The organism is Rhodopirellula bahusiensis, assembly GCF_002727185.1.
GTDB lineage: Bacteria > Planctomycetota > Planctomycetia > Pirellulales > Pirellulaceae > Rhodopirellula > Rhodopirellula bahusiensis.
This window is the reverse complement of record NZ_NIZW01000012.1, coordinates 210,570-232,953: the sequence shown is the minus strand read 5'-3', so window position 1 is coordinate 232,953 and position 22,384 is coordinate 210,570. Positions and strand designations below refer to the sequence as shown.

Here is a 22,384-nt window from a genome sequence, read left to right as displayed (position 1 = left end):
AAGATCGGCACGCGGTCGCCCACCCTTTGGACTGGGTGGGTAGTCTGGAAGAAGTTCTTCCATCTGCTCCCACAATTCATCTGGCATGCGATAATTATCAAAACTCCGTTGCCCATCCATGGCGGGCCCTCCTTGGGTTTGAGTAGGTTAGAAGTTACCAACTCAGGGAAGGTCCGCTTTTTTCATGCCGAACGGTTCTCGGATAGGTTCTAAGCAACCTTCATTCGCTTGCGTCTCGTCTTGGCCGATTTCAGTGACACGCCAGCGATCCACATCGCGAGTTCAACCGAATCGATCGCGACATGCGATTGATCAATTGGAGGCTTTGGCAGCTCGACGGTTCCCTGTTCGAGTCGTCTTTACCACAAGGTCAATCCACCAGTCTCCCACCAGAGGGCTTTGATGCGGTCTCGCTTTCGATTGACAAACAGAAACAGCGAACCATCGGAGACGCTCTTGCCCAGCGACGTGGTGACGATTCCGGTCAGGCCATCAAAGCCTTTTCGAAAGTCGACCGGGTCGGTGCACAGATAGATCGGGGTGCCCCCTGAAACTTTGTAATCGGGCAATCCGATCATGCCAGATCCTTACGCAGTGCATTCGGCTGAGAATCAGTCGGCACTTCGACACGAATGCGGACGCCACCGGGAAGTTCAATCGTCGCACTCGCGTGATTCGCCGCAGGAGTGGGGCGATCCAGCGTGGCTTGAAACGAGACGGGCACGAACTTGGCCACGGCGGAACCTTCCGGATCCCGTGGCGAACGCAGTTTGCGTTTCCAGTTGTAGAAAGAAGGCTGCGAAACACCTTCAGCGGCACAGAATTGAGCAACTGTCATCTGAGCTTGCTCAAATCGTTGCAAACGCCCCGTCCAAAGATTCGCGGTTTCGGCTCGAGTCATGGGGTTCTCCACTGGGAAGCAAGGTAAACCCAATACCCTAAAGCCCGCGCCTACAATGGTTCTGGTGAACGGTTACCACGGTTATGGGAGTAGGAATTGGGCAACAGGTTTCGCATTGGGCTGCATCCGCGCCATCCAAACCGAGATCGCGAGGCCGGCTCCACGTCCGACAGGACAGAGCAATCGCTCGCTGAACGAAATTGGCAGGGACGTCAACACCTCCTCACGCAGGATGCGTGTCACTCAACCACATGTTGCATGACCGAGAAGTACATCGGAGAGGGACGATTAAGTTCACCGGTTACGTTCTCCACACAGCTGATCGTATACTTGTCGCAGATCTTCAATCATTGCGTCTTCTGAAAAATGTTCTAGGAGGCGTGCATGCGCCAGAGTTGCCGTTTGCTGGCATTTCAACGGATCGTGTAATAAATCAATAATAATCTTTGCTATGTCTATGGGCCTCAGTTCTGACTTAAATAAGATCCCGGTACTTTGAGTGTCGAAAATCTCCGGTAACCCTCCCACTGCCGAAGCCACAACGGGAATACCTAATTTCATCGCTTCCAACGGAAGAATCGGAAGGCCTTCCCATTCCGACGTCATTAACAGACAAGCAAACTTTGGAAGAATTTTAAGGACATCGGATTGATCTAGAGCACCAACAAGTTGAACTCGACCCTGAAGTTCACGAGCATCAATTGCCGCTTCAATTGAACTTCGAAGTTCGCCATCACCAACAACGATGCCATTAAACGCAGGCAAATGCTCCATCACCTCGACAAATTTAAGTGGGTTTTTTTGAGGCACGAGTCGCCCAACAAATCCAATGATATTTGAGTCAGTGTAGTTCAGTTGATGTGCTCGATCTCCCACCGGGATTCCATTGTGAATAACACGGTGCGGATGGTGTGTCGACATCAAGCGATCGGTTGCAGCAATCTGTCGATCATAATGGCATACATAGATGACAAACTTTGACCTGCCAATGCAATACCGCTCAACAAGTCGACCAACTAGCCGAGGCAAAGTATTCTTCTTAGCGAAATGAAAACCGTGAACGGTGTAAACTTGAGCCAATCCGTGGGCGGAACGGCTAGAATGAAAACAGGCGCGACCGCCATGGCAGTGAACGATGTCTGGCGCTACCTTCCGGCAGGCTTGTCGAATTGCTTGAACTGGTGCCCTAGAGAGGCGAGATCCCATCAATCTTTCCTCAATCACGTTGAGGCCAAGTGATTTCGACTTTTTCGCTAAATAACTGCCCGCATCAGTAAGAAGAATCATATCGCCAAGATCCGAATGATGCTCCAAAACCTGCAGTACATGGGTTGTGCCGCCACCGGGGCTGCCATCAGCTACAATCTGTAAAATGCGCAATGTAATTGTACCGCCTATGCTTGGGTTGCAGTCTTGGCATGAAAAACCGGCTTGCAGGGGACTCCCGCCGCGACACAGTTAGACGGAATGTCCCGAGTGACTACCGAGTTCGCTCCGATAATTACGTTGTCTCCTATGTTAACATCCTTTGTAATGGTGACTTTATCGCCGATCCACACATTGTTGCCAATCCTAATCGGACCACATTCATATTTTCGTGAGACTGACAAAATGCCGTTGTCATCAAGCGAGAATTGATGGTCGTGGTCCAAGATTGAAACGAACTGGGCGATTGCGACATTGTCGCCAATTGATATCTCTTGCATGGCTACCAATCTCGAATACCGATTAATATCACAACGATTTCCTATCCTTATTTTCCCATCGCACTGTATTTCGGCAAACGGTTGAATGATGACCTTACTACCAAGGCAAACATTTCCTGAGCGAGACACTCGGAAACTCGCCGTCCATGACAAGAGCGATAAACCGTTTGCCGATATTCTATTCCGATATTGTATACGCAATAGGAAAAAACGGACTAGGGAGTTTAGCTTCCAAATAGGGCGATCGATCAACATAATTGCTCGAAATCGCCAGTGTTATGTATGAAGCGACGGGGAATCGAATCGTTTGCAGCATAGATGTCGATCTCAAACTGATCCGTTATTGACATCAATTCAGTGACATAGGATTTGGGCACTGTTTTTAACCAAGACCCGAACTTTTTCCCTGAGGCAGACAGACCTTGCTTCATCTCCTTACTCTGAGTTTTTGAGGGGTCGCCTGGCTTCAAAACGCACGTTTGTTCGATTCCTGCCCACGTAAATGACTGCTTCATTAAACTGTGGTAGTCGCCGCAAAGTTCCTCGTAGGTTAATGCCATTACCGCGTCTGAATCAGAATTATCTAAAAGGTATCGAAACGGAATTAAGTTTTCCAAACACCAGTCAGCGACTCTTAAAGCAAGCGGATCGCCCTCACTCAACAACCGTTCGATCAATGCACGTTGCTTGCTGGATAGGCACTCTTCGTAGAACTTCTCATCCTGGACAAACGCATGAGTATAGGGTTTAAGTCCCCACTTCTCCTGTGACAGGCAGGTAGGAATTGGATGTCGAAACATAAATAGCGATTGCGCAGAAAAGATATCGCAGAGCCAAGGGGCGATTCCAAAGGCATTTGCAAACTTGAAAATGCACTTAGTTGTAGACTTGTGAAAGTCGCTTCGCAGCGGATTCCAGGGGCAGCCAGCGCTGTACCGGCCGTTTTGCAATCCCGAGATGTATTCATGTAGCTCGGCAGCGTGTTCGCCAACGCTCATGAATTGAAAGTCTGGATGCGGCAGTAGTTTGCGGTAGTGTTCATGGAGATTACGGTCTATAAGCGGATCTTCGCAATACCGAACGCGAGCCTGCTTGGCGATTGATTCCGTGACCCATGTTGAGCCGCTCCTTCGCGTCACAAAGAAGAATATTGACTCTTCCGAGTGGACGTGTTTAGAAAAGGTCTTTGCTAAAAAGTTCTTTAGAACGTTGCGAGATTGGCGACTAAGCGGTGATTCGAAATGAGTCACGTCCTTCGCCAGCACTGGGGTGGGACTAGGCACTCGTCCACTCCTTCAGATCGCATTGCAATAACTTAGCCAGCAGTTCGGTATCTTTCCTGAAGTCTTCCGTCAGTAGTTGGCGAAATTCAGGCCGGAGAGGATGTCGTGCTGCCTGACGTTTTAGAGCGGTTTTGGCGAGTCTCAGAACTGCATTGTCATTCGTCCTGCTCCAGGTTCTAAGCCGACCTGCTAGTGGCTGTAGCAGAGCCGGCGGTGACATGATCATCGTCGAAATCATGCGAAAACGATGGCTCTTTGCCTGATTTACGACGGGGAATTCAATTCGCCCATCGTCTTCCAAGTCCAGGAAATCGAGCAGTTTCCGCCAGACTACCCGCGGCTCTTTGACTAGTTGATCGAACCGAAAGACGATTCTTTGGGATGCTGGCACGGCATCGAAGAAGCGTTCGATTTGTTGCCCCAACGAACCGATTCGACGATAATGAAGAAGCTCTGGGGATGGGCAATTTACCGGAACACGCTCCCCTTGGACCCGAGTCGGCTGAAGTCCCCATGCTGTCTCAAAGTCTGCCTCATCTTCGAAATGCGCAAATAACATCTGCTGGTGATATGCGTATACAAGATCTACTGGGTTACGAACCAAGGCAATGAATTTAATTTCGGGAGCGTATTGAAGCAAATTACGGACCGCGGAATCTGAGCTAAGATAAATTGCCGACGCCTCAGCCCGAACGCTACAATGATGGGCTTCAGCAAAGAGCCCTTCATACTTGCAAAGTGTATCAATTGGTTGCGGCATCTTGGATGTAACGTTCGGATAATCAGTCGCCCAGTAGAGTGGTTCCTTAGGGTTGCTGATGAACGCATGTGGGTGCTGGCCGAGGTAGCTTGCCAACGAAGATGTGCCACATTTGGGACCGCCGACAATGACTGTATTTGGTCTAACCATGGGCAGAGTGCTCTTTTGTGACTAGTCGCGAAGCTAAAAAATGATATGGGTCGAGTAGCAGATACTCTATGCAAGATATCGCCCAGAAACGCCATTGATGCATCTTCGGCAAAGCATTTGCGATCTGGCGATCGTTACATAGGTCGGGTAGCGATGCTTCAATGATAAATCGGTGCCGCAGCGGTAATTCGTCTTCCCAGCCGTAGACTCGGGTCTGCTCTGGGGCTTCATGTATTCTCGAGTGGGCTGACATTTGTCGGCCAATCTTATACGCAATAGTTGATTGGGGGCTGCGTTCAACACCAGCAAAACTGAGTACGCCATCGATTGTTTGACCGTAGTCACCAATTAGATCTTCGTAGCGGATGCTGCATGTTCTCTCCTCGTCAAGGCTTGTAATCATTCGCATAAACCGGCGATATCTTATGCATGCGCGAAGCGGACCAGAGTTGCTCATTTTTCGATATTTAAAAATAGATGTAGTATTCCACGCCGAAGACAAGCATGCACGCGGATCTCTTGAGATCGAAAGCCACTTGTAGCTACCAAATGACTTTGAGAGAACCCCCGCGTGCGCATTAATGTACTTGCCGTGCTTCAGCAAAATCGAATGCGGTGCGACGTGGCTTAGCCCCGGATTCACGCTCTTTCTATACTCGATCGCTAGCTCGGTAAGAAAACTACAAAGGCTTTCATTGGCAGGGTCTTCGGCCAAGCGTTTGAGTCGCTCCCAGGAGATGTTTAGCGAAGCGGTTCTGCCATCGAGTGCCATCTGCTTGAGTCGTTCTTGCGGGGTATCGCAATATAGCAAATGAACCGGAAACTCGAGTTCGGGTAACACAATGACACTCGGTGCCTCCTGTGCCACTCGCGACGCTAAGAAAGTCGATCCTGATCGGGCGTAGTAGACGAGCAAGAGGAAGTTAGGTCGTGGCATCGCTACTTTCCTGTAAAAACACAATTACCGCAGCCAGTCTCCAGAGATTCAGGATAGCAATTCCTGCACTGGCAACAATCGCTGCGCCGATCGCGCCATGCTGGATGATGGCAAAATAGGATAGAAAAACTGATGCAATGCACACCAGGGCGGCAGTGCGCTGCACAACTGCTTCTAGTTTGCAGCAAACCAGGAAGCTTGTGACGGGGCCCGTGAGGGCGTTGACCAACTGCCCAACTGCTAGAATCTGCAAAATCGCGGCGGCTGATACGTACTCTGGGCCGCAGCTGTAGTAAAGGATGGGCGATGGAAATGTGGCAATCAGGACAAACACAGGCACTGCAATTATTGAGGACATAAGCATCGAATGCTTGAATGCACTTTTTGCTTCAATCAAGTTAGAGTTAGCCATGGATTTCGCAAATCCCGATTCGTATGCGGTGCTTACAAGAGTTGGGAATATAGCCAGCGCAAGGCAGATTCTCGACCCGGCAGAAAAGAGACCCAGTTGCTCTTCAAGCTTGAGTACGCCCAGGGTGAACACACTTATATTCGCGAGCAGCAGTGCTGCGCCTTCGGCCCAGGTGGTCGCGATCGCTGCTGACCACCAAGTTTTGTCAATCAATGGTTTGAAAGAACGACTTGAGTGCGTGAATTGACGAGCCATCGTTGCCATTAGAACTGATGACAACAGAACTAAACCCAGATGCCAGCTGTAAACGTCGTTTAGTGAAACTCTGCCAGCGTACACAAATACGACGGCCAGGATGCTAGCAACGAATCCGTTATCCAAAAATAACGCAACCGCCGATTTTCCATACCCGATTAGAGCCCTGAACCAAACGCGTCGAACCGCAAGGACTGGAATACTCAGGCTGACCAATAGGACAGTGAAGTTTCCCCCCATCGATTCCTTGACGCTCTGCGGCAACAAATTCAGTGATACTGCAGCAGCGATACCGCCGATTGCAGCCACTGAAAGACTTGTCAGTATCGCTCCTCGGCACCTGGCGGGATCGTCAGCCCGCTGACCCTCAGCCAATAGTCGCGGCAGGATTACCGGCCATCCAAGGGTTACGAACCGTGGAAGAGTAGTGATGAAAGCCATTGCGAAAGAAAAAGCCCCGAAAGCCTCTACGCCGGGAAGTTTGTGCATCAGCACAACGTTCATTGCGAACACGGAGGCGCGGCTCCCAAGTCCACTAAACAGTACACCGATGAGCCTACGTATCATTGTGTTCGGGTCCGCGAATCGCAATGCCAATCGCCAGCCAGAATGCCCATGCAGAGAGACCATTGAGGAACATAAATGAGATCAAGGCAAAAATTAAGCAACCGAGGTCTTTGCTCCGCGTCGCCAAGGACCGACGGCAACTATATGTAATCATGCAAGAGAAAAGTAGATAGCTTACGATGCCAAACTCCGACCAAACCTGCAGATAGATTGAGTGTGCTTCGTTGAATTTCCTGAAAGCCAGCGAATCGTCCACAACGAATTCGACAGACTCAACTCCTTGGAAGTAACCAACGCCTGCAAGTGGATGGGCGCTACCAATCTTTGCGTATGCTATATGGAAATTGAATCGGTGTGTCGAAAGATCGTCAATCCTCTCGACCAAAGAGTGGTTCAGGTCCATTGCCAGTAATGCTACTGGATAGAGTAGCAGGACGCTCACTGTCGCATAGGTAAAAGTTTTCCGTACAAGACTCGGATTGAGGTGTTTGATGTTCCATCGAATTTGAGGAGCTATCACAAATGGAAGCGCAAAAAGGAACGCAAGCAGCCCGCCTCGGCTCAATGTTGGTACGCCGCACAATACAAAAAGAAATGCTAGGATGTAGTAGCGTCGGGCGACGCAGAGAAGTGACAGGAAACCTACCGTCGCCGCGAGGAAATTTACTCCTTCTTGCGTTCCGCTTAGACGCGGTACGGAACGGCCAAGCACGTTGCGAAACTGATCAGGCCCAACCACGAACAGCTCCCCTAGCAAAGCGGTGGCCGTGATGAGGAACAGCAGGACGTATTCCCACCGTTGCGATAAAATACTTTTGTCTTGGGCGATGAAGTGACAGAAGCCGACGCAACCAGTAAGCTGCACAAGGCGAGCCAGAGACTCGGCGTTCAATTCGTGACGCAGCAAGAACCCCATGGCATTGATAAAGATTGCAATAAAGGGAAGCAGCAGGATCGGAGTAATTCGCCCTCGAAAGAGGCCAATGACGCCTAATAATGGCATTAGTAAATGGCCATAGATGGTTAGGCCGCCAATGCTTTTCCAGTGCGAAAGGATTACCAGGAGCCGAACTAGAAAATTCTCTGTCGATTTTAGCCTGATCGCTAAGCGTCTCTTTAGCATTTACACCACTATCCCATGTCTCTTGCAGTCCCGGAAAATAGAGCTCTTGTTGAAAGCGGTAGAAACGGTCAATTCCGCTTGAACAGCCAGTTCTAAATGTCGGCGGCCTATCAAATATGGCCATCTGCTACCGTGTTCTCAACTTCTTTGCTGAATTTCGATCTGAAAACGCCCGGATTAAAATGTTCTGCATGCTTGCGGCAGCATGAGTGCAGGTGCGGATTGCAGTCGTATAGTTCGTCGATTCGCGATAACGCTTCGTTTAATGACCACGTTGTTTGCTTTTTGAAAAATATGCCCGTGTGGTCCTCGACAACGGTTTCCAATGCCCCACCCATGCCGAAGGCGATGACCGGTGCTCCTGCCGCCTGCGCCTCAACCGGAGTGATCCCGAAGTCTTCTATGCCCGGAAAGACGAATGCGCGGCAAGTTTCATAATGTTCTTTAAGTACACTGAATGGTTGTTTCCCAAGAAAAACGATGTTGTCCGCTGCCGCTCTTTCTAGCTTTTTGCGTTCAGGGCCATCACCAATCACGACCAAACGCTTCCCGCTCTCTTGAAAAGCTGATACAGCAAGGTCAATGCGTTTATAGGGTGTCAATGCTGATACAACAAGGTAAAAGTCTGAGCGGGGCCGGTCTGGCGAGAAGCTATTGACGTCAACAGGCGGATGGACAACAACCGAGTCCCGACCGTAGTACTGCTTGATGCGGTTCGCAACAAACTCCGAATTGGCAATGAAGAGGTTTACTCGCTGAGCGGAGTTATGATCGAATCTGCGGCAGTAGGGTGTGCAAAATTTAAAGACGGCCTTTTTTATTCGGGATCCGAATGCCGCGTGGTCGCCAAAATATTCGTCCTGCATTTCCCAGAGATATCGCGGTGGCGAGTGGCAGTAACATACGAGAAAGCAATCGTCAGGTACTTGGATACCCTTGATCATACTGGCATCGCTACAGATAACCAAGTCGGCATTCTTGATCCGCATTGATTTGATGAGCAGTGGATGCAGTGGCATCGCTTGCTTATAAAGCTGCCTCCCAAACGGTACCCATTGAAGGAAACTGCTGCTGATATTCCGCTGGGCGATAACTCCGGTAAGGTTGTTTCGATCATGAACTAGACATTGGATATCTGCAGCAGGAAACATTTTGCAGAACTGCTCTAAAACCTTTTCACCACCGCGCATGTTGACCAGCCAGTGGTGAGTCAATTTGACGCGATCCACCTGTTCTCTAGGGAAAGTCAAGCAACCACCAGAGTGTGCAGTTTGTCTTTGTTCTTGATTGAGCGGACTGAAGTGCGTACCCGATTGCATTAATACGCACCTTCGCGAAACAGCATTGTTCGGATGGTTCGGAAGATGATGTAGGTGTCGAGCCAGGGGGACCAGTTGCAGACGTAGTAGCTGTCCAGACGGATGCGTTGTTCGTAGCTGGTGTCGTTGCGGCCAGAGACTTGCCAGAGGCCTGTGATTCCGGGGCGGACTCGCAAGTACAGCGGGTACATCTCTCGGTAACGACCGATTTCATCCGAGACGATGGGGCGTGGGCCGACCAGGCTCATTTCGCCCTTGAACGTGTTCCAAAGTTGAGGAATCTCGTCCAGGCTGGTCTTGCGTAGGAAGTGGCCGATGCCGGCAATGATTCGCGGGTCGTTCTTGAGCTTTTGGTCTTCGACCCATTGGCGACGCATCTCTGGGTCTTGTTCGAGATATTGTTCGAGGACTTGATCTGCGTCGGTGACCATTGTGCGGAACTTCCACGCTTTGAAAGTTTCTCCGCCGAGCCCGATCCGTTTGTGACCGTAAAAGACAGGTCCAGGACTCTTTCGCTTGATGTAGATCGCCACCAATGCGAAGAGCGGCGAGAGGCAGATCAATGCTGCGGTAGAAATGAGTAAGTCCACTGTTCGTTTGACGAAACGACTAATGGGGCTTCGCAAGTGGTCACGCAGATGGACGCCCATCACTCCAGCACACTCACGGGTGTTGGTCCAAAGGCTTGGAAGCAGAACCTGTGATGGTAGCACCAGTAGGTTGGGAACGTTTCCCGCATGCGACATAACTTCGTTCATGTCAATCTGTTCGCATCCACCTGGTGCAACGATTGCCCAACGGATTTGGAGCTTTCGTCGAAGTCGATCCAGACGCTGCACGGATCCAAGGTATGGAATACCTTGGAGATCTTCCGAAAGGACGTCACTGGTTTGGCGTGGGAAGTCCACCACGCCGATCGGCCGGAGCCCACGCTGTGGGACCCGACTATAGAAGCGGAACAATGCGCGACCTTGAGGACCTGATCCAACGATGATGGTGTTCTCGCCCCACCAACTCGTTCGTGAGCAAACCTTTCTGGTGATCAATCGAACGATCGGCACGAAGAAGGCCGATACAAACATTCCGATCAAGCAAAGTAGAAACTCTCCAGTGCTCAAGATCGCCAGGGTCATATTTGCGAGTATGACAAATGCAAATGACGAAGCGGCGGCGAGAACCGTTTGACGGAGTTCCAAAACTGGACTGATGCCAGTGCCAGGATAGAGGCCCAAAATCGACCCGCTAACGAGATAGCACACCGTTAGGCAAACGGCTTGCAATCCAAGGCCCGAGTGCCAGTTGATCAATTCGAGTGTAAAGATGGGCAGATATGCGACAGCCGCGGAAGCCAACAAGGCAACGAGATCGCCAAGGATGAGAGGCACGCAAGTCAGGAAGACTTGCATGGAACCGTTCGCTTGATTCCGAGTCGCCCGACGTCGGCCTGGATTGGTGTTCCGCCGTTGTGTCAACCGTTGATCGGTGACCGCTGCACTGGGGACGAAGGGATCCAGTTGTTCGATCGTGTCTGTGCAAACGACACCGACCGGGAGCGGATTTGTGTCTAGTTGCGGCATCAAACGCTAGCCAAGGTGAACAAACAAGATGAGTGGGTGTTCCAGCCACCTTTCGTTTGGCGGCAGGACGGTTGGCATTGTAATTGGGTTGACCCAGAAAAAAGGTATCTTCCTTCCAGTTTCAATTCGATCGAAGTCGATGACCCGTCAACTCTTTGTAAAGGTGTGCTGATTTCCTTTAGGAGGAATGCTTGATCAGATTGGAGCAATCGATTTAGCGGACACTTGTGTCAGGCATACTGTTGTCGCAATTTAGATGACACGCATTTGCAGGTTGATTCTGTTCCAACAGCGAGACGCGAGTTTCTGGTTGGTTGATTACCGGCCAGTGGTCGCTGATCGTTCGTTCGCAACGTTGCGTCGTCATATTGATTTGTCTTCGGTCTGGGGGCTGCAGCCGTCGGTCTGAGCAAGTGGCAAAGGATGCAGGTTGTTTGTTGAAGCGATCGCAGGCATGTCCGCGACGCTTCTTGGGTAGGTCGCGTGGTTCTTGGCGAAGTCGATGGAGACGTCGAGAGCATCAAGCATCTTCTGCGTTTGCAAATCGAAGTGCAGGAAACTGCCCATGACGGTATGCGCGTATTCGAACTTGGTCGGGCCCATCAGCGACGCACGGACGAAGTTGCGGAGATAGAGGTAACGCGTGCGTTTGTCTCGAAGCATTCGCCAGGCGATGGTCCGGAACCCCTTGAACATGCGGCGGAATTCCCAAGCGTTGGGAACGTGCTTGTTAACGATCTTGATTCGCGCCGCTGTGTCGATCACACGGTCCATGAAGGCTCGTGGTGAGTAAACGTTTTCGATGATGTTTCGAAGCTCTTGATAGATCTCCACACGATCCCGCGTCGTGATGAAGTTCATCCCGCTGATCGTTTGGTCCTTTGACTCCGCGCTTCGGAGTTCGTAGTTCACTGTCGGATCTTGAACCCAATTGTGTTCCGAATCGATGAGCCGGCGTTCTTTCGCGAGGCGGCGAGTGAGTTGGGTATTTGGCAGCGCTGACAACAGCCCAACCATCGAGAGAGTGATGCCGCTTTCTTGAATGAAGCGGATCATTGGACCATCCGTGCCCGGTTTATCCGTGTCGAATCCGATGATCAAACCAGCCGCGACGGAGATGCCGTGGTCGTAGATCGTTCGAACTCGGTCGATGATTGGATGGACCGTGTTGATTCGTTTTTGGGTGTGAATCAACGTTTCTTCATCGGGTGATTCGATTCCGAGGAAGACATATCGGAACTGGACGTCACGCATCAACTCCAACAGTTCTTTGTCGTCCGCGAGGTTGATGCTGGCTTCGGTTGAGAACACAAACGGGTAGTTGTGATCTTCGTTCCATTGCTTGAGAGCCACGAGCAATGGTTTGATCAGTTTGCGATTGCCGATGAAGTTGTCGTCCGTGAAGTCGACCCAACCTCGATAGCCCAAGTCGTAGAGTTTTTGCAGTTCGGCGAGAAATTGATCTGGCGTTTTGACGCGTGGTCGCCGGCCGAATAGTTCGATGATGTCGCAAAACTCGCAGTTGTACGGGCAGCCTCGCGAGGATTGCACTCCGACGTGGAGGTAGTCGTTGAAGTCGACCAGGTCGAAACGTGGCGTTGGCGTGGTTGTTACGTCGGGTTTGTGTGGCGATTCAAATTGGCCCTTTGGGTTGCCGTCTCGCCAAGCATCCAACCACATCGGAATGGTCAATTCGCCTTCGCCGACGATGACGACGTCCGCGTCTTGATAGATCTGTGGTTGGCTGGTTGGGTCCGGACCACCGACGACAACGAACTTGCCTTCCGCATTGGCTCGTTCAACCCACTGCAAGATACCGGGTTGCTGAGGCAGCATGCCTCCCGTGCAGATTACATCAGCCCACTGCCAATCGGACTCGTCGACTTCGCCAACGTTTTGGTCGGCAATTCGAAATTCCCATTCCTGAGGTAGCAACGCCGCGACGGTCATCAATCCAAGCGGTGGTGCGGTCGCTTTGGCGCCGATTGCTTTGGCGCTCTCGACGAAATTCCAATAGTTCGTTTGCTCGAAACAGGGCTGGATCATCAAACAACGAACGGGCGAATCCGGGCTCTCGGGCAGTCTGGAGGTTGATGGCAACCGGGACGGATTGGACGTCGAAAGCATGGTCGCGAATCTAGCTGAGAGAGGGTATCGGGAGTCAAGCAATGCCGAATCGATCGATCGAAATCAAGTGGGGCCGCCTCCACGCGTCTCAATCAACCTAGTCAGAATAGGTGGTATCGCCAAATCAGAAACGCGGTTTTCACGGTAAATTCGCGGTCCGATGGAGTGGACAGTTGAGGCGAATGAGACGCGGCGGCAACCAGCTGAACCGAAGCGAAGAAGTTTTGGCGGGCTTTATCGATAGAACACGCGTGCTCAGGAGGCCGTCCGGTCAATCGAGATGATCCGCACAGGCAGCGTGATCGTTTTGACTCGGATCTTACGGTTTGAGCATCGCGCCAACGCCATCTTTTTGTGTCACAACATTTGCACTGAGGATTCTGTGAATAAACTTGGGCGATACGAAACATTTGTACTTCTGCCACTTGAGGGGCGTTTCGACGTAGCCCTGTTCACATCATGTCCCACTCGCCCTACCGACGAATGCCCTTGATCACGGGAGCCAGCGGAATGCTTGGCTCTTACGTGGTTGCTGAGTTGTTGAGGGCGCGAATCGAATGCGCGGTCCTGGTCCGAGGCAAAGGGAAGCAAACGGCTGAACAACGCATTGACCAAATCCTGGAGCGATTCGAACAAGCGTGGCAAGTGTCGCTGCCGCGGCCCAGAGTTTTAGAAGGCGACTTGAACCAGCGCCGATTGGGATTGTCGGAGGAGTCGATCCAGTGGGTGAGGGCCAACTGTGATCGAATGCTGCATAGTGCGGCGAGCCTGAGTTTCTTGCCCGCCGATCCAGCGGGCGATAACGAACCTTATCGAACCAACGTTGACGGAACCCGCGAGGTCGTGGCGTTCTGCAACGCAGTTGGGATCACGCAGTTGCATCATGTCTCCACCGCCTATGTTTGCGGCACGCGTTCGGGACGTGTGAAGGAATCCGAAGGCGACACGGGCCAGTCGTTTGCAAACGACTACGAACGAAGCAAGCTGATCGCGGAAGGCATTGTTCGAGAAGCGTTTGGTGGGTCGAACCTGACCGTTTATCGTCCATCGATTGTGATTGACCGGACGGGACTGTCGCCCGTCTCAGGCGATCGAACAATCTATGGTGCATTCTCGATGTACCAGATGTTGGCGTCGAGATTTGGCTTGCCGGAAGATGGTCAGTGGTTCCATGACTTGGGCTTTTCCGGAAGCGAACGAAAGAACATTGTCGACGTCGACTGGATCGCTCGAGCGATTTGCAAGGTGATGAGCACACCACGATTGCACGGCCGGACGTATCATCTGACGACCCGTGATGGCACCGCCATCAAATCGCTGGACGCCGCGTTTCATTCCGCCACGACGAAATGGCTGGAGACGCGAAAGCCGGGGCGGTTGAAGCGACCGAGGCAACTTGATCAGCAAACTGCTAGTGGAGGTTCCACTCAGCGTGAAGAGTTGGATCAGATGGCGGATCCGTTCGTGAAAACGTTCTTGCCGTATTTTCGTGACGATCCAGTGTTCGATCGAGCGAACATTGACGATGTGATCGCGACAACCCATTTGGATGATACGCCCGAGATCGGCAGGGATAAGTTGCTGCAGATGATTGGCAACTGGTCGGCGGTTCCGGCGAGGGCACCCAAGGTGGCGAAGCAACCATCATCGACACAGCAAACCAAAACTCAGCCAGTGTCAGCCCAGCAAAATGGCGATCCCGATGACTGTGTGATTTGCGGTTTCGAAGTTCGTCTGCCGGGCGGCGTTGATAGTGCGCGAGCATTTGAAAGCATGCTGTTCGAAGGTCGCTCGGTGATTGCACCGATGCCAGAAGATCGGTTGAATAGAGAACTGTATTTTGCGAAGCAGCATGGCGTTCCAGGTAAAACCTATACACAGCTCGGTGGATGTGTCTCACCCGCACCACTGGATGCCACGGTAGAGCGAGACATTCAGTCGCTCGGCGACTTTGATTTGACCCACCGCCAGTTTGCTCAGGTCGCGGTGGCGGCACTGAAAACGGCAAGCGGAGTCGGTAGTTTGTCGTCGTCTTCGGCGATGCATGGCGAGTCCAGTCGTGCGTTGTCGGTCGATCCCGTACGTGCTGGCGTTTTCGTGGGACACAGTGGTGGAACTGAACTGGGTGGGCCGCTCGCGATGGCGACGATGGCCGACACCGCGATGGAATTGGTGGACCAAGTACCGTCGATGCAGCACATTGATTGCGGTTCACGAGAGCAAATCAAAGCATCCGTTTCCTCCGCGATTCGTCGCGATCGGCCGCGGTACGAGCCAGGGCATTCACCAGCGTTCAACGCCTATTCGGCAGCGTCGTTGGCCGCTCGATTGATGGGGTTCGAAGGCCGCCGCGAGGTCATCGATGCGGCTTGTTCGTCTTCGCTTTTGGCGCTCCAGCATGCAGCCTCGGCGATCGATGCGAATCGATTGGATTTGGCGGTCGTTGGCGGTGCAACGTTCAACAACGTTGACAACTTGGCGTTGTTCTCGCAGTCAGGTGCGTGCAGCGAAACCGGATCTTATCCATTCGACAACCGCGCGAGCGGGTTGATCAGCAGTGAAGGCTACGTCGCGGTGGTGGTCGCACGGCGAAGCGTCGCGGAAGCCAGTGGGCTTCCTGTCTTGGCGACCTTGCGAGGTGTTGGCGTTGCTTCGGATGGAAAGGGGAAAGGCCTTTGGGCTCCGCGAAGCGAAGGTCAGCAGACGGCCATGCGGCGCGCGGTGAATTCTGATCCGCTCAACATAGATTACTTGGAGTGTCACGCGACCAGCACGCAGGTCGGTGACGCGACTGAACTGGAGAGTTTGACTTCGCTGTTGCGAAACACTCCAAGCACGCAAGGTGCTCTGCCGATTGGAAGCGTCAAAAGCAATCTGGGGCACTTGTTGGAAGCAGCCGGTTTGGTCGGGGTGGTGAAGTGTTTGCTGGCGATGCGTCGTGGCCAGATACCTCCGTCGATCAATTTCGCGATTCCGACCGAACGTCACGACTGGAGCGATTCACCAGTTCGAATCGTGGACCGTGTTGAACCGTGGCAACAACGAACGTCTTCCAGTGGTCGCGTCGCCGCCGTCAATGCGTTTGGCATCGGTGGATTGAATGCACACGCTGTGATCGAAGAGAAGGCTTCCGCTCGTCCTTTCACTACGCAGAAGAAGCGAAGCGAAGAACCGATCGCGATTGTCGGGCGAGGTGTGGTGTTGCCGGGTGCGGGAACACTTCAAGAGTTTCAGGAACTGCTGCAAGGCGGACGATCCGCGATCAGTGATCCACCGGAAGGCCGCTGGGTCGTGGATCCGAAGAGTGGATCTTGGATGGGGTTGAATTCGAATCGATCGAGCTACACGACGCTTCATTGTCGCGGTGGTTACGTTCGAGATTTCAAATTCGACGCGCAGTCTTATCGCATTCCGCCGAAAATGGTGGCTAATGCCAACCCCGCTCAGTTGATGTTGATCGAGGCGGTTCGCCAAGCGATGGATGAGTTTGATGGCGGAAAGTGGTCGATTGATCGTGAGCGAGTTGGCGTGGTCGTGGGAACGATCTTTGGCGGTCAGTTCAGCAACGAGTTGCAAATTGGTTTGCGGTTGCCTGAGATTGCTCAGCACTTGGGTCACGCGTTGGCTTCGATCGGTTTGGATGATTCGAAAACCGAGTCTGCTGCCGAAGAGCTACGCAAACTCGCACTTGCGAAGTATGGAGCTCTTCTCGATGAAACGGGCGGGTTCACGGCCAGCACGCTTGCGTCGCGAATTGCCCGAACGTTTGACTTGATGGGCGGAGCGTTCGCTGTCGATGCCGATGAAGCTTCCGGTGGTTTGGCATTGATCACAGCGATGGAGCAGTTGCATTCCGGTGCGATCGATCTGGCTTTATGCGGGGTGACTCAAAGAGGCATGGACCTGGTCGCTTTCGAACAGCTTTCTCACAAGAACCAGCTTTTGCCATCCGGCCAACCAGAAGACTTGCCTGCTGATGGATCACAAATCATTCCGGGAGAAGGTGTCGCTGTTCTGACGCTGCAGCGATTGTCCGATGCGAAGGCTCAAGGACGAACGATCTTGGGTGTGATGTCCAAGCCGACCGAGGCGTTCGCGGGGGATGTCGAGGCGGCTCGCGCTGAATCGGCTCGTCTTTCCGAAGTGCCTGGATTTATTTCTTCACAAAAGTTGGTTGGCAAAATCGGGCATTTGGGTGGCGGTCAGGGCATCGTTCGCGCAATAGCGGCAACTTTGTCGCCCGCGTTCAGCGGCAAGGATTCTTCCAACGTTTCAATCTCGATCGGTGAAGTTGCCGACGACGGATATCGTGTCAATTATAGTGTCGCCCCCCAGATGAACTACGAGTCGTCCACTTTGTCTTCCGGCGAGTCCGCTTTGATTTCGACCTCCCTTGCTTCCACACCGCTGCCGACTTCCTCTGCGCCGAAACGGTCTCGTTCCGAGGCCTTGGTGAATGAGTCCAACAACGACTCGTCGAGAACGCTCGTTGTTCGTCTTCAGTGTGCATCGTTGGAAGCTTTGCAGACCGCGCTCACTGAGATTGCCGCTGGGAAGTCAGCCAGCGAAAGTCTCGTCTCGTCGTTCACGTCCTCGTCGGTGATGTCATGTCGAGCGGTGTTGTTGGGCAGTGACAACACTGAGATGTCGGCTGCGGCATCGGCGGCACTATCCGGCCCGGTTCGACAAAACGTTTCCGGCGTTCTCGCGAAACAAGATGGTTGGGTTTGGCTACCGAATGATCGTGCAAGCGAGTTTGCGAATCCACGCGTTGGTTGGCTGTTTCCGGGGCAAGGGTCCCAGTACTCGGCCGTTCCGACATGGTTGGACACCGATGACTCCGCAGCCAGCCGAGCATTTTTAAACGGGTTCGATCAGGACCTGAAGTCACTCGGATTGCCATCGGTATCGGATCGTTTGCATGATCCAGATTCACAACTTGGTCGAGATGTTTGGTGGACCCAGGCTTGGGTGTTGGCGGTCGGGTCAATGTTTGCCGATTCGTTGATGCGTCGCGGATTGCGTCCTGATGTTGTGCTCGGCCACAGCTTTGGTGAGTGCACCGCGGCCTGGTGTGCCGGTGTCGTTTCCAGTCGACAAGCAATCGAGTTTGCCAAATCGCGAAGTGATAGCGTGGTGATGACCACGCGAGAACGCGGTGAATTGCTGTCCGTTCGCGGAGCACCTTCGGCCGTGGATGCCGCCCTGCAAGGATCCGATGTTCGTTACACCATTTCGCACCACAACTCGCCTCAACAAACTGTGATCGCGGGTTCCCCCGATCAGATGGCCATCGCGAAAAAGCAGCTTGCTGCGTGCGGGATGGCGTCCGTTGTGATTCCTGTGCCGGCCGCGTTCCATACGCCTGAGATGATGCCGGCTCAAGAGATGTTGCGAGCTCGGTTCACGGGCCAGAACGCACGTCCGCCACGGTTTGCTTTCTTGTCGGCGGTTTCGAATCGTTACTTGGCCGAGCCGTCTGACATCGTTGACAACTTGGTCACGCAGTTGACGCGTCCCGTGTGCTTCAGTGGTGCAACCGAACGTTTGGTTCACGACGGTTGCGAGTTGCTCGTTGAAGTCGGGCCGAACAACGTGCTGACACGTTTGGCCAGCGCGACCGTCGCTCCGCATGTGCTTTGCCTCTCTGCCGATGACCGCGGTCGCGATCCATCTCGTCAGCGACAACTGATCGACTTGGCTTATGAATCACTTGGCCAATCAGTTGACGCATCACGTGATTCGGCTGTTGCTGGAAATGCGATTGCGACACCAACGAAGTCCGGCGCTGAAGAGCCAAGAACGGTTGAGTCTGATCGACCAGCTTTTGAAGTGGTCGATGTGACTCGTCGAAGTCGACGACAACAGGAGACGTTGCAAGACGAGCCGCAGGACCATTTCAAGCCAACCTTGCAGGCAGCGGCAACTGCCTCGGATCAAACCCCCCCGACGGTTCCACCAATCAATGGCAATGGAACGGCTCATCTGAATGGCCTGCAGAACGGCAATGCTGCGGCAGATCTGATTCAGCCGGTAGCGGTTGTTACCGAAGCGGCCGATTTGGCATCCGAAGCGAATCTGCATGACCGTGTCCGATCGGCCCGATCGTTTCTGTTCGATCTGGTGGTCGATCTAACTGGATACGATCCAGAAGTGATCGAATTCGACGCGGATCTAGAAGCCGAATTGGGCGTCGATAGTATCAAAAAGGCTCAATTGATCGGCGAGATTGTTCAGTGGGGCAATTTGGAAGTCGACACGCAATCGATGCGATTGGCTCAGTTCGCTTCGCTCAATGACATCTTGCAATTGGTCGGTGATCCAGCGAGTTGCGATGAAGTCGAGTCCGTTTCTGCGGTAGAAAATGCTTGTGGGAAAGACGTCCCTTGCTCGCCCGATAGCGACGAGGACGCGACTGCCACTTCGGAATCTTTGCGTCGTTTGATGATTGATTTGGTCGTCGATCAAACTGGGTATGACGAAGATATCATCGACATGGACGCCGATCTTGAAGGCGAACTTGGTATCGATAGCATCAAGCGAGCGCAATTGCTCGGCGAACTGGAGCAGCAATACGAGTTGCAGTCGCTTCGCGAGTCGAATTTGAAGCTTTCTGATTTTCCAACTCTCTCGTCCATTCACGCTTTTGTGATGGATCAGATTGATCAGCCGGCGGACGAAAAAAAAAACGCCTCGCTGAATCCCAGTCCCGGCTCAGTTAAAGCGACGACTCAGGCTCCTGCGACGGGAACTCATCGCTTTGTCATGCGGATGAAGTCCGCGTCGCGTCGCGACGGGATGCCTGTGATGCCACGCCTCAACGGGGCTGCACTGATACTGGGCACCAATCCGGTCGCGGACGCATTGGAAAATCGATGTCGAATGGCTGGAGTTCCCGTCCATCGCATCGCAGCTCAGTTAACGTTGTCGGATCTGGATTCCGAACTGGATCGCATTTGGTCAATCGATGCGACGCCGCATCTTTTCTTGGCCACACCGCACGACGATGCGGCCTGCTGGTCAGCATTGGACACCGCGAGTTGGAAACGACGACATTCCGATGCACTCGCGATTCCTTATCGCGTTTGTCAGCGTTGGATGCAACAAACGATCGATGAAGGCCGAATGGCCGAGGCTTCGCTGGTCACCACTTTGAAATTAGGTGGCGGCTTTGGTTTCGATGCGATGTCCGAATCGGTTCAAACCTCGGAGCAGATCCAAGGTCGCTCGGCCGAGTCAGGCGGTTTGGCCGGATTGACCAAAGCCATGTTGATCGAGGCTTGGATGCGTGGTTTCCGAGACACACCGATGTTGGTTGTCGATCAGATTGATGGTGCATCGCCTGATCAGTTGGTCGATGGTGTCTTTCGCGAATTGGCGGTTCCTTCTTACGACGAAGAAGTCGCTGTTGCCGGTGAGCAACGATTGGCCACGGTAGCTCAATACCGTCCACTCGACTTGGCTTCACCAGCCAACCAAATCACTCGTGGCGGTACTTGGATCGTCGCCGGTGGTGGCCGCGGGATCACGGCGATGACGGCGATAGCATTGGCCGAGCGTCACGGGTTGAAACTGCACTTGTTGGGCATGGCCCCGGTGCCAGAAATCGATCCTTCGATGCGAGAACATGCCCGGCGAGATCGAGCGGATTTGCGCCGTGTCATGATGGGAAAAATTCAAAAAGAAGGTGGCAACCCGGTCAAGACTTGGCGGCAACTCGAGAAGGCCATCGAGATCGATCTGACGTTGCAAGCGTGTCGTGAGCGATCCATTGAAGCCACATATCACAGCGTCAACGTTTCGGATTCTAATGCGGTTGAAAATGTCGTCGCGAAGATCCGAAGCATGGATGGAGCGATCCATGGTGTGATTCAAGGCGCTGGTTCCGGACAAGATGCTCGGTTCGATCGCAAGCGTCCGGACAAGGTTGCCCAGTGTTTTTCCGCCAAGGTGGATGGCACGATTGCTTTGGCATCCGCGACGCAAGCCGATCCTTTGGAGTATTTCATTGGATACGGTTCGATCAGCGGACGCTTCGGCGCCAACGGTCACACGGACTACTCCGCAGCGAATGATATGCTCGCGAAGTTGATCGGCCGATTGCGTCAGCAACGCCCTGAAACACGCTGCCTGACTTTTCACTGGCACGCTTGGGGCGACGTTGGGATGGCGACCAAACCCGAAGCGAAATTGGCACTCGACATGATCGGCATGGAATTCATGCCTGCCGAAGAAGGGCTGCAGCATTTCCTGAACGAAGTCGAACATGGTGGTGATGAGGCCGAGGTGCTGATCACGGACCGTCGCTACGTCCGCAAATTCTTTCCCGCCGAGTCATCGCGAGTCGGGAATTCGTTGCCGGGGCCCTCCCCGATGATCAACCCAGCAGAACGGTTGATCGCGACATCGCAGGATTCGTTTGCGGTAACGCTTGATCCCGAACGCGATTTGTTTTTGAAACATCACCTCGTCAACGGCCGTCCCACACTGCCATTCGTGATGGCGATCGAAATGTTGGCCGAGGCGGCTCGCTTCGGAACCGATCAGAAGGTAGTCCGTTGTCGAAACGTATCGGCAACGATGCCACTGAAGTTCATGGGCGATGATTCGCTTGCCGTCGAACTGTTGCGAGATCCATCGGAGCTTACTCGGTGGTCTTTGGTCAGCGACCTCCGTCGACGCGACGGTCGTTTGGTTCAAGCTCAACGCCCTCATTTCTCGGCAATGATCGAGCTAGGGGATGACAGCGTTCCCGTTATAGCCGTTGGTGATACGGAAGTCGCGGAGACTGCGGTGCGGTACGCCGACGAGACGGCTCCGATTTACCATGGGCCATCGCTGCAGTGTTTGCGGTCGATTGGATTTGCGAACGTCAACGCGGGATCGTCCTGCGATGGTTTGGGAAAACATCCAAGTGCGGTCGGGACCATCGTCGCTCCCAGTCCAGCTCATTTGGCAGGTGAGGCTCGTCCGTTGTTGGGTTGGGTATTGTCACCCGCCACGATGGATGCGGTTTTGTATGCGGCGGGTATGCTTGCTTACCATGTTTCGGGTCGACCAAGTTTGCCGATCTCGTTTGAGTCAATCGAAATTGGGCGTTTGCCTGATCCCGGTGAGCCATTGAAAGTTCACGTGCAGTGGGAAGGCGAGTCATCGTCCCGGTCAGCGGGCGACGCCGATGGCGGATTGATGTCAGCCGTTCTAGTCGGCCAGAATCAGGAAATGATTCTGCGAATCAGCGGCTACCAAATCGGTTGGCTCCGCTAG

The 22,384-nt window shown here is 53.1% G+C and carries 13 protein-coding genes and 1 pseudogene; 1 reads left to right on the top strand and 13 read right to left on the bottom strand.

What is annotated here, in order from left to right; genetic code table 11:
• The 13 genes and pseudogenes from CEE69_RS16965 to CEE69_RS16905 all read right to left on the bottom strand — a co-directional run.
• A pseudogene (locus CEE69_RS16965) lies at nt 1–120 on the bottom strand (IS5/IS1182 family transposase); the annotation flags it as partial.
• A 239-nt stretch (nt 121–359) separates the two neighbouring features.
• Nucleotides 360–578 carry an IS66 family insertion sequence element accessory protein TnpB gene (tnpB, locus tag CEE69_RS16960; protein ID WP_099261795.1) on the bottom strand — a complete coding sequence of 73 codons (219 nt, stop codon included), beginning with the start codon at nt 576–578 and terminating at the stop codon, nt 360–362.
• Nucleotides 575–901 (bottom strand): IS66 family insertion sequence element accessory protein TnpA, encoded by a 327-nt coding sequence (tnpA, locus tag CEE69_RS16955; RefSeq protein ID WP_099261794.1) that lies wholly within the window; start codon nt 899–901, stop codon nt 575–577. Before tnpA ends, tnpB begins: the two co-directional genes overlap by 4 nt.
• Before the next feature lie 294 nt (nt 902–1,195).
• A complete protein-coding gene (locus CEE69_RS16950) occupies nt 1,196–2,281 on the bottom strand; it encodes a glycosyltransferase (protein ID WP_099261793.1) in 1,086 nt (361 codons plus the stop codon).
• 14 nt (nt 2,282–2,295) lie between these two features.
• A complete protein-coding gene (locus CEE69_RS33685; protein WP_158231041.1) occupies nt 2,296–2,607 on the bottom strand; it encodes an acyltransferase in 312 nt (103 codons plus the stop codon).
• Between the two features lie 248 nt (nt 2,608–2,855).
• Nucleotides 2,856–3,890: a hypothetical protein gene (locus tag CEE69_RS16940; RefSeq protein WP_143549273.1), complete on the bottom strand. Its 1,035-nt coding sequence runs from the start codon at nt 3,888–3,890 to the stop codon at nt 2,856–2,858.
• A complete protein-coding gene (locus tag CEE69_RS16935; protein ID WP_099261790.1) occupies nt 3,883–4,800 on the bottom strand; it encodes a sulfotransferase domain-containing protein in 918 nt (305 codons plus the stop codon). Before CEE69_RS16935 ends, CEE69_RS16940 begins: the two co-directional genes overlap by 8 nt.
• Complete coding sequence (locus tag CEE69_RS16930) at nt 4,793–5,737, bottom strand: sulfotransferase (protein ID WP_099261789.1); 945 nt, start codon at nt 5,735–5,737, stop codon at nt 4,793–4,795. Before CEE69_RS16930 ends, CEE69_RS16935 begins: the two co-directional genes overlap by 8 nt.
• Entirely contained in the window at nt 5,724–6,893 is a 1,170-nt protein-coding gene (locus CEE69_RS16925) for a hypothetical protein (protein WP_143549272.1), read from the bottom strand. The genes CEE69_RS16930 and CEE69_RS16925 overlap by 14 nt, the downstream gene beginning before the upstream one ends.
• 67 nt (nt 6,894–6,960) lie before the next feature.
• On the bottom strand, nt 6,961–8,094 hold the full coding sequence (locus CEE69_RS16920; RefSeq protein WP_099261787.1) for an O-antigen ligase family protein: 1,134 nt from the start codon (nt 8,092–8,094) through the stop codon (nt 6,961–6,963).
• A gap of 110 nt (nt 8,095–8,204) precedes the next feature.
• Nucleotides 8,205–9,413, bottom strand: coding sequence for a glycosyltransferase (locus CEE69_RS16915; RefSeq protein ID WP_099261786.1), 1,209 nt, complete (start codon nt 9,411–9,413; stop codon nt 8,205–8,207).
• A complete protein-coding gene (gene wbaP, locus CEE69_RS16910; protein ID WP_099261785.1) occupies nt 9,413–10,990 on the bottom strand; it encodes an undecaprenyl-phosphate galactose phosphotransferase WbaP in 1,578 nt (525 codons plus the stop codon). The genes CEE69_RS16915 and wbaP overlap by 1 nt, the downstream gene beginning before the upstream one ends.
• Nucleotides 10,991–11,353: 363 nt before the next feature.
• A complete protein-coding gene (locus CEE69_RS16905; protein WP_099261819.1) occupies nt 11,354–13,036 on the bottom strand; it encodes a B12-binding domain-containing radical SAM protein in 1,683 nt (560 codons plus the stop codon).
• Between the two features lie 540 nt (nt 13,037–13,576).
• On the opposite strand from CEE69_RS16905, the gene CEE69_RS16900 reads away from it, so the two are divergent.
• The gene (locus tag CEE69_RS16900; protein ID WP_099261784.1) at nt 13,577–22,384 is read left to right on the top strand and encodes a type I polyketide synthase; all 8,808 of its coding nucleotides are present in this window, start codon (nt 13,577–13,579) and stop codon (nt 22,382–22,384) included.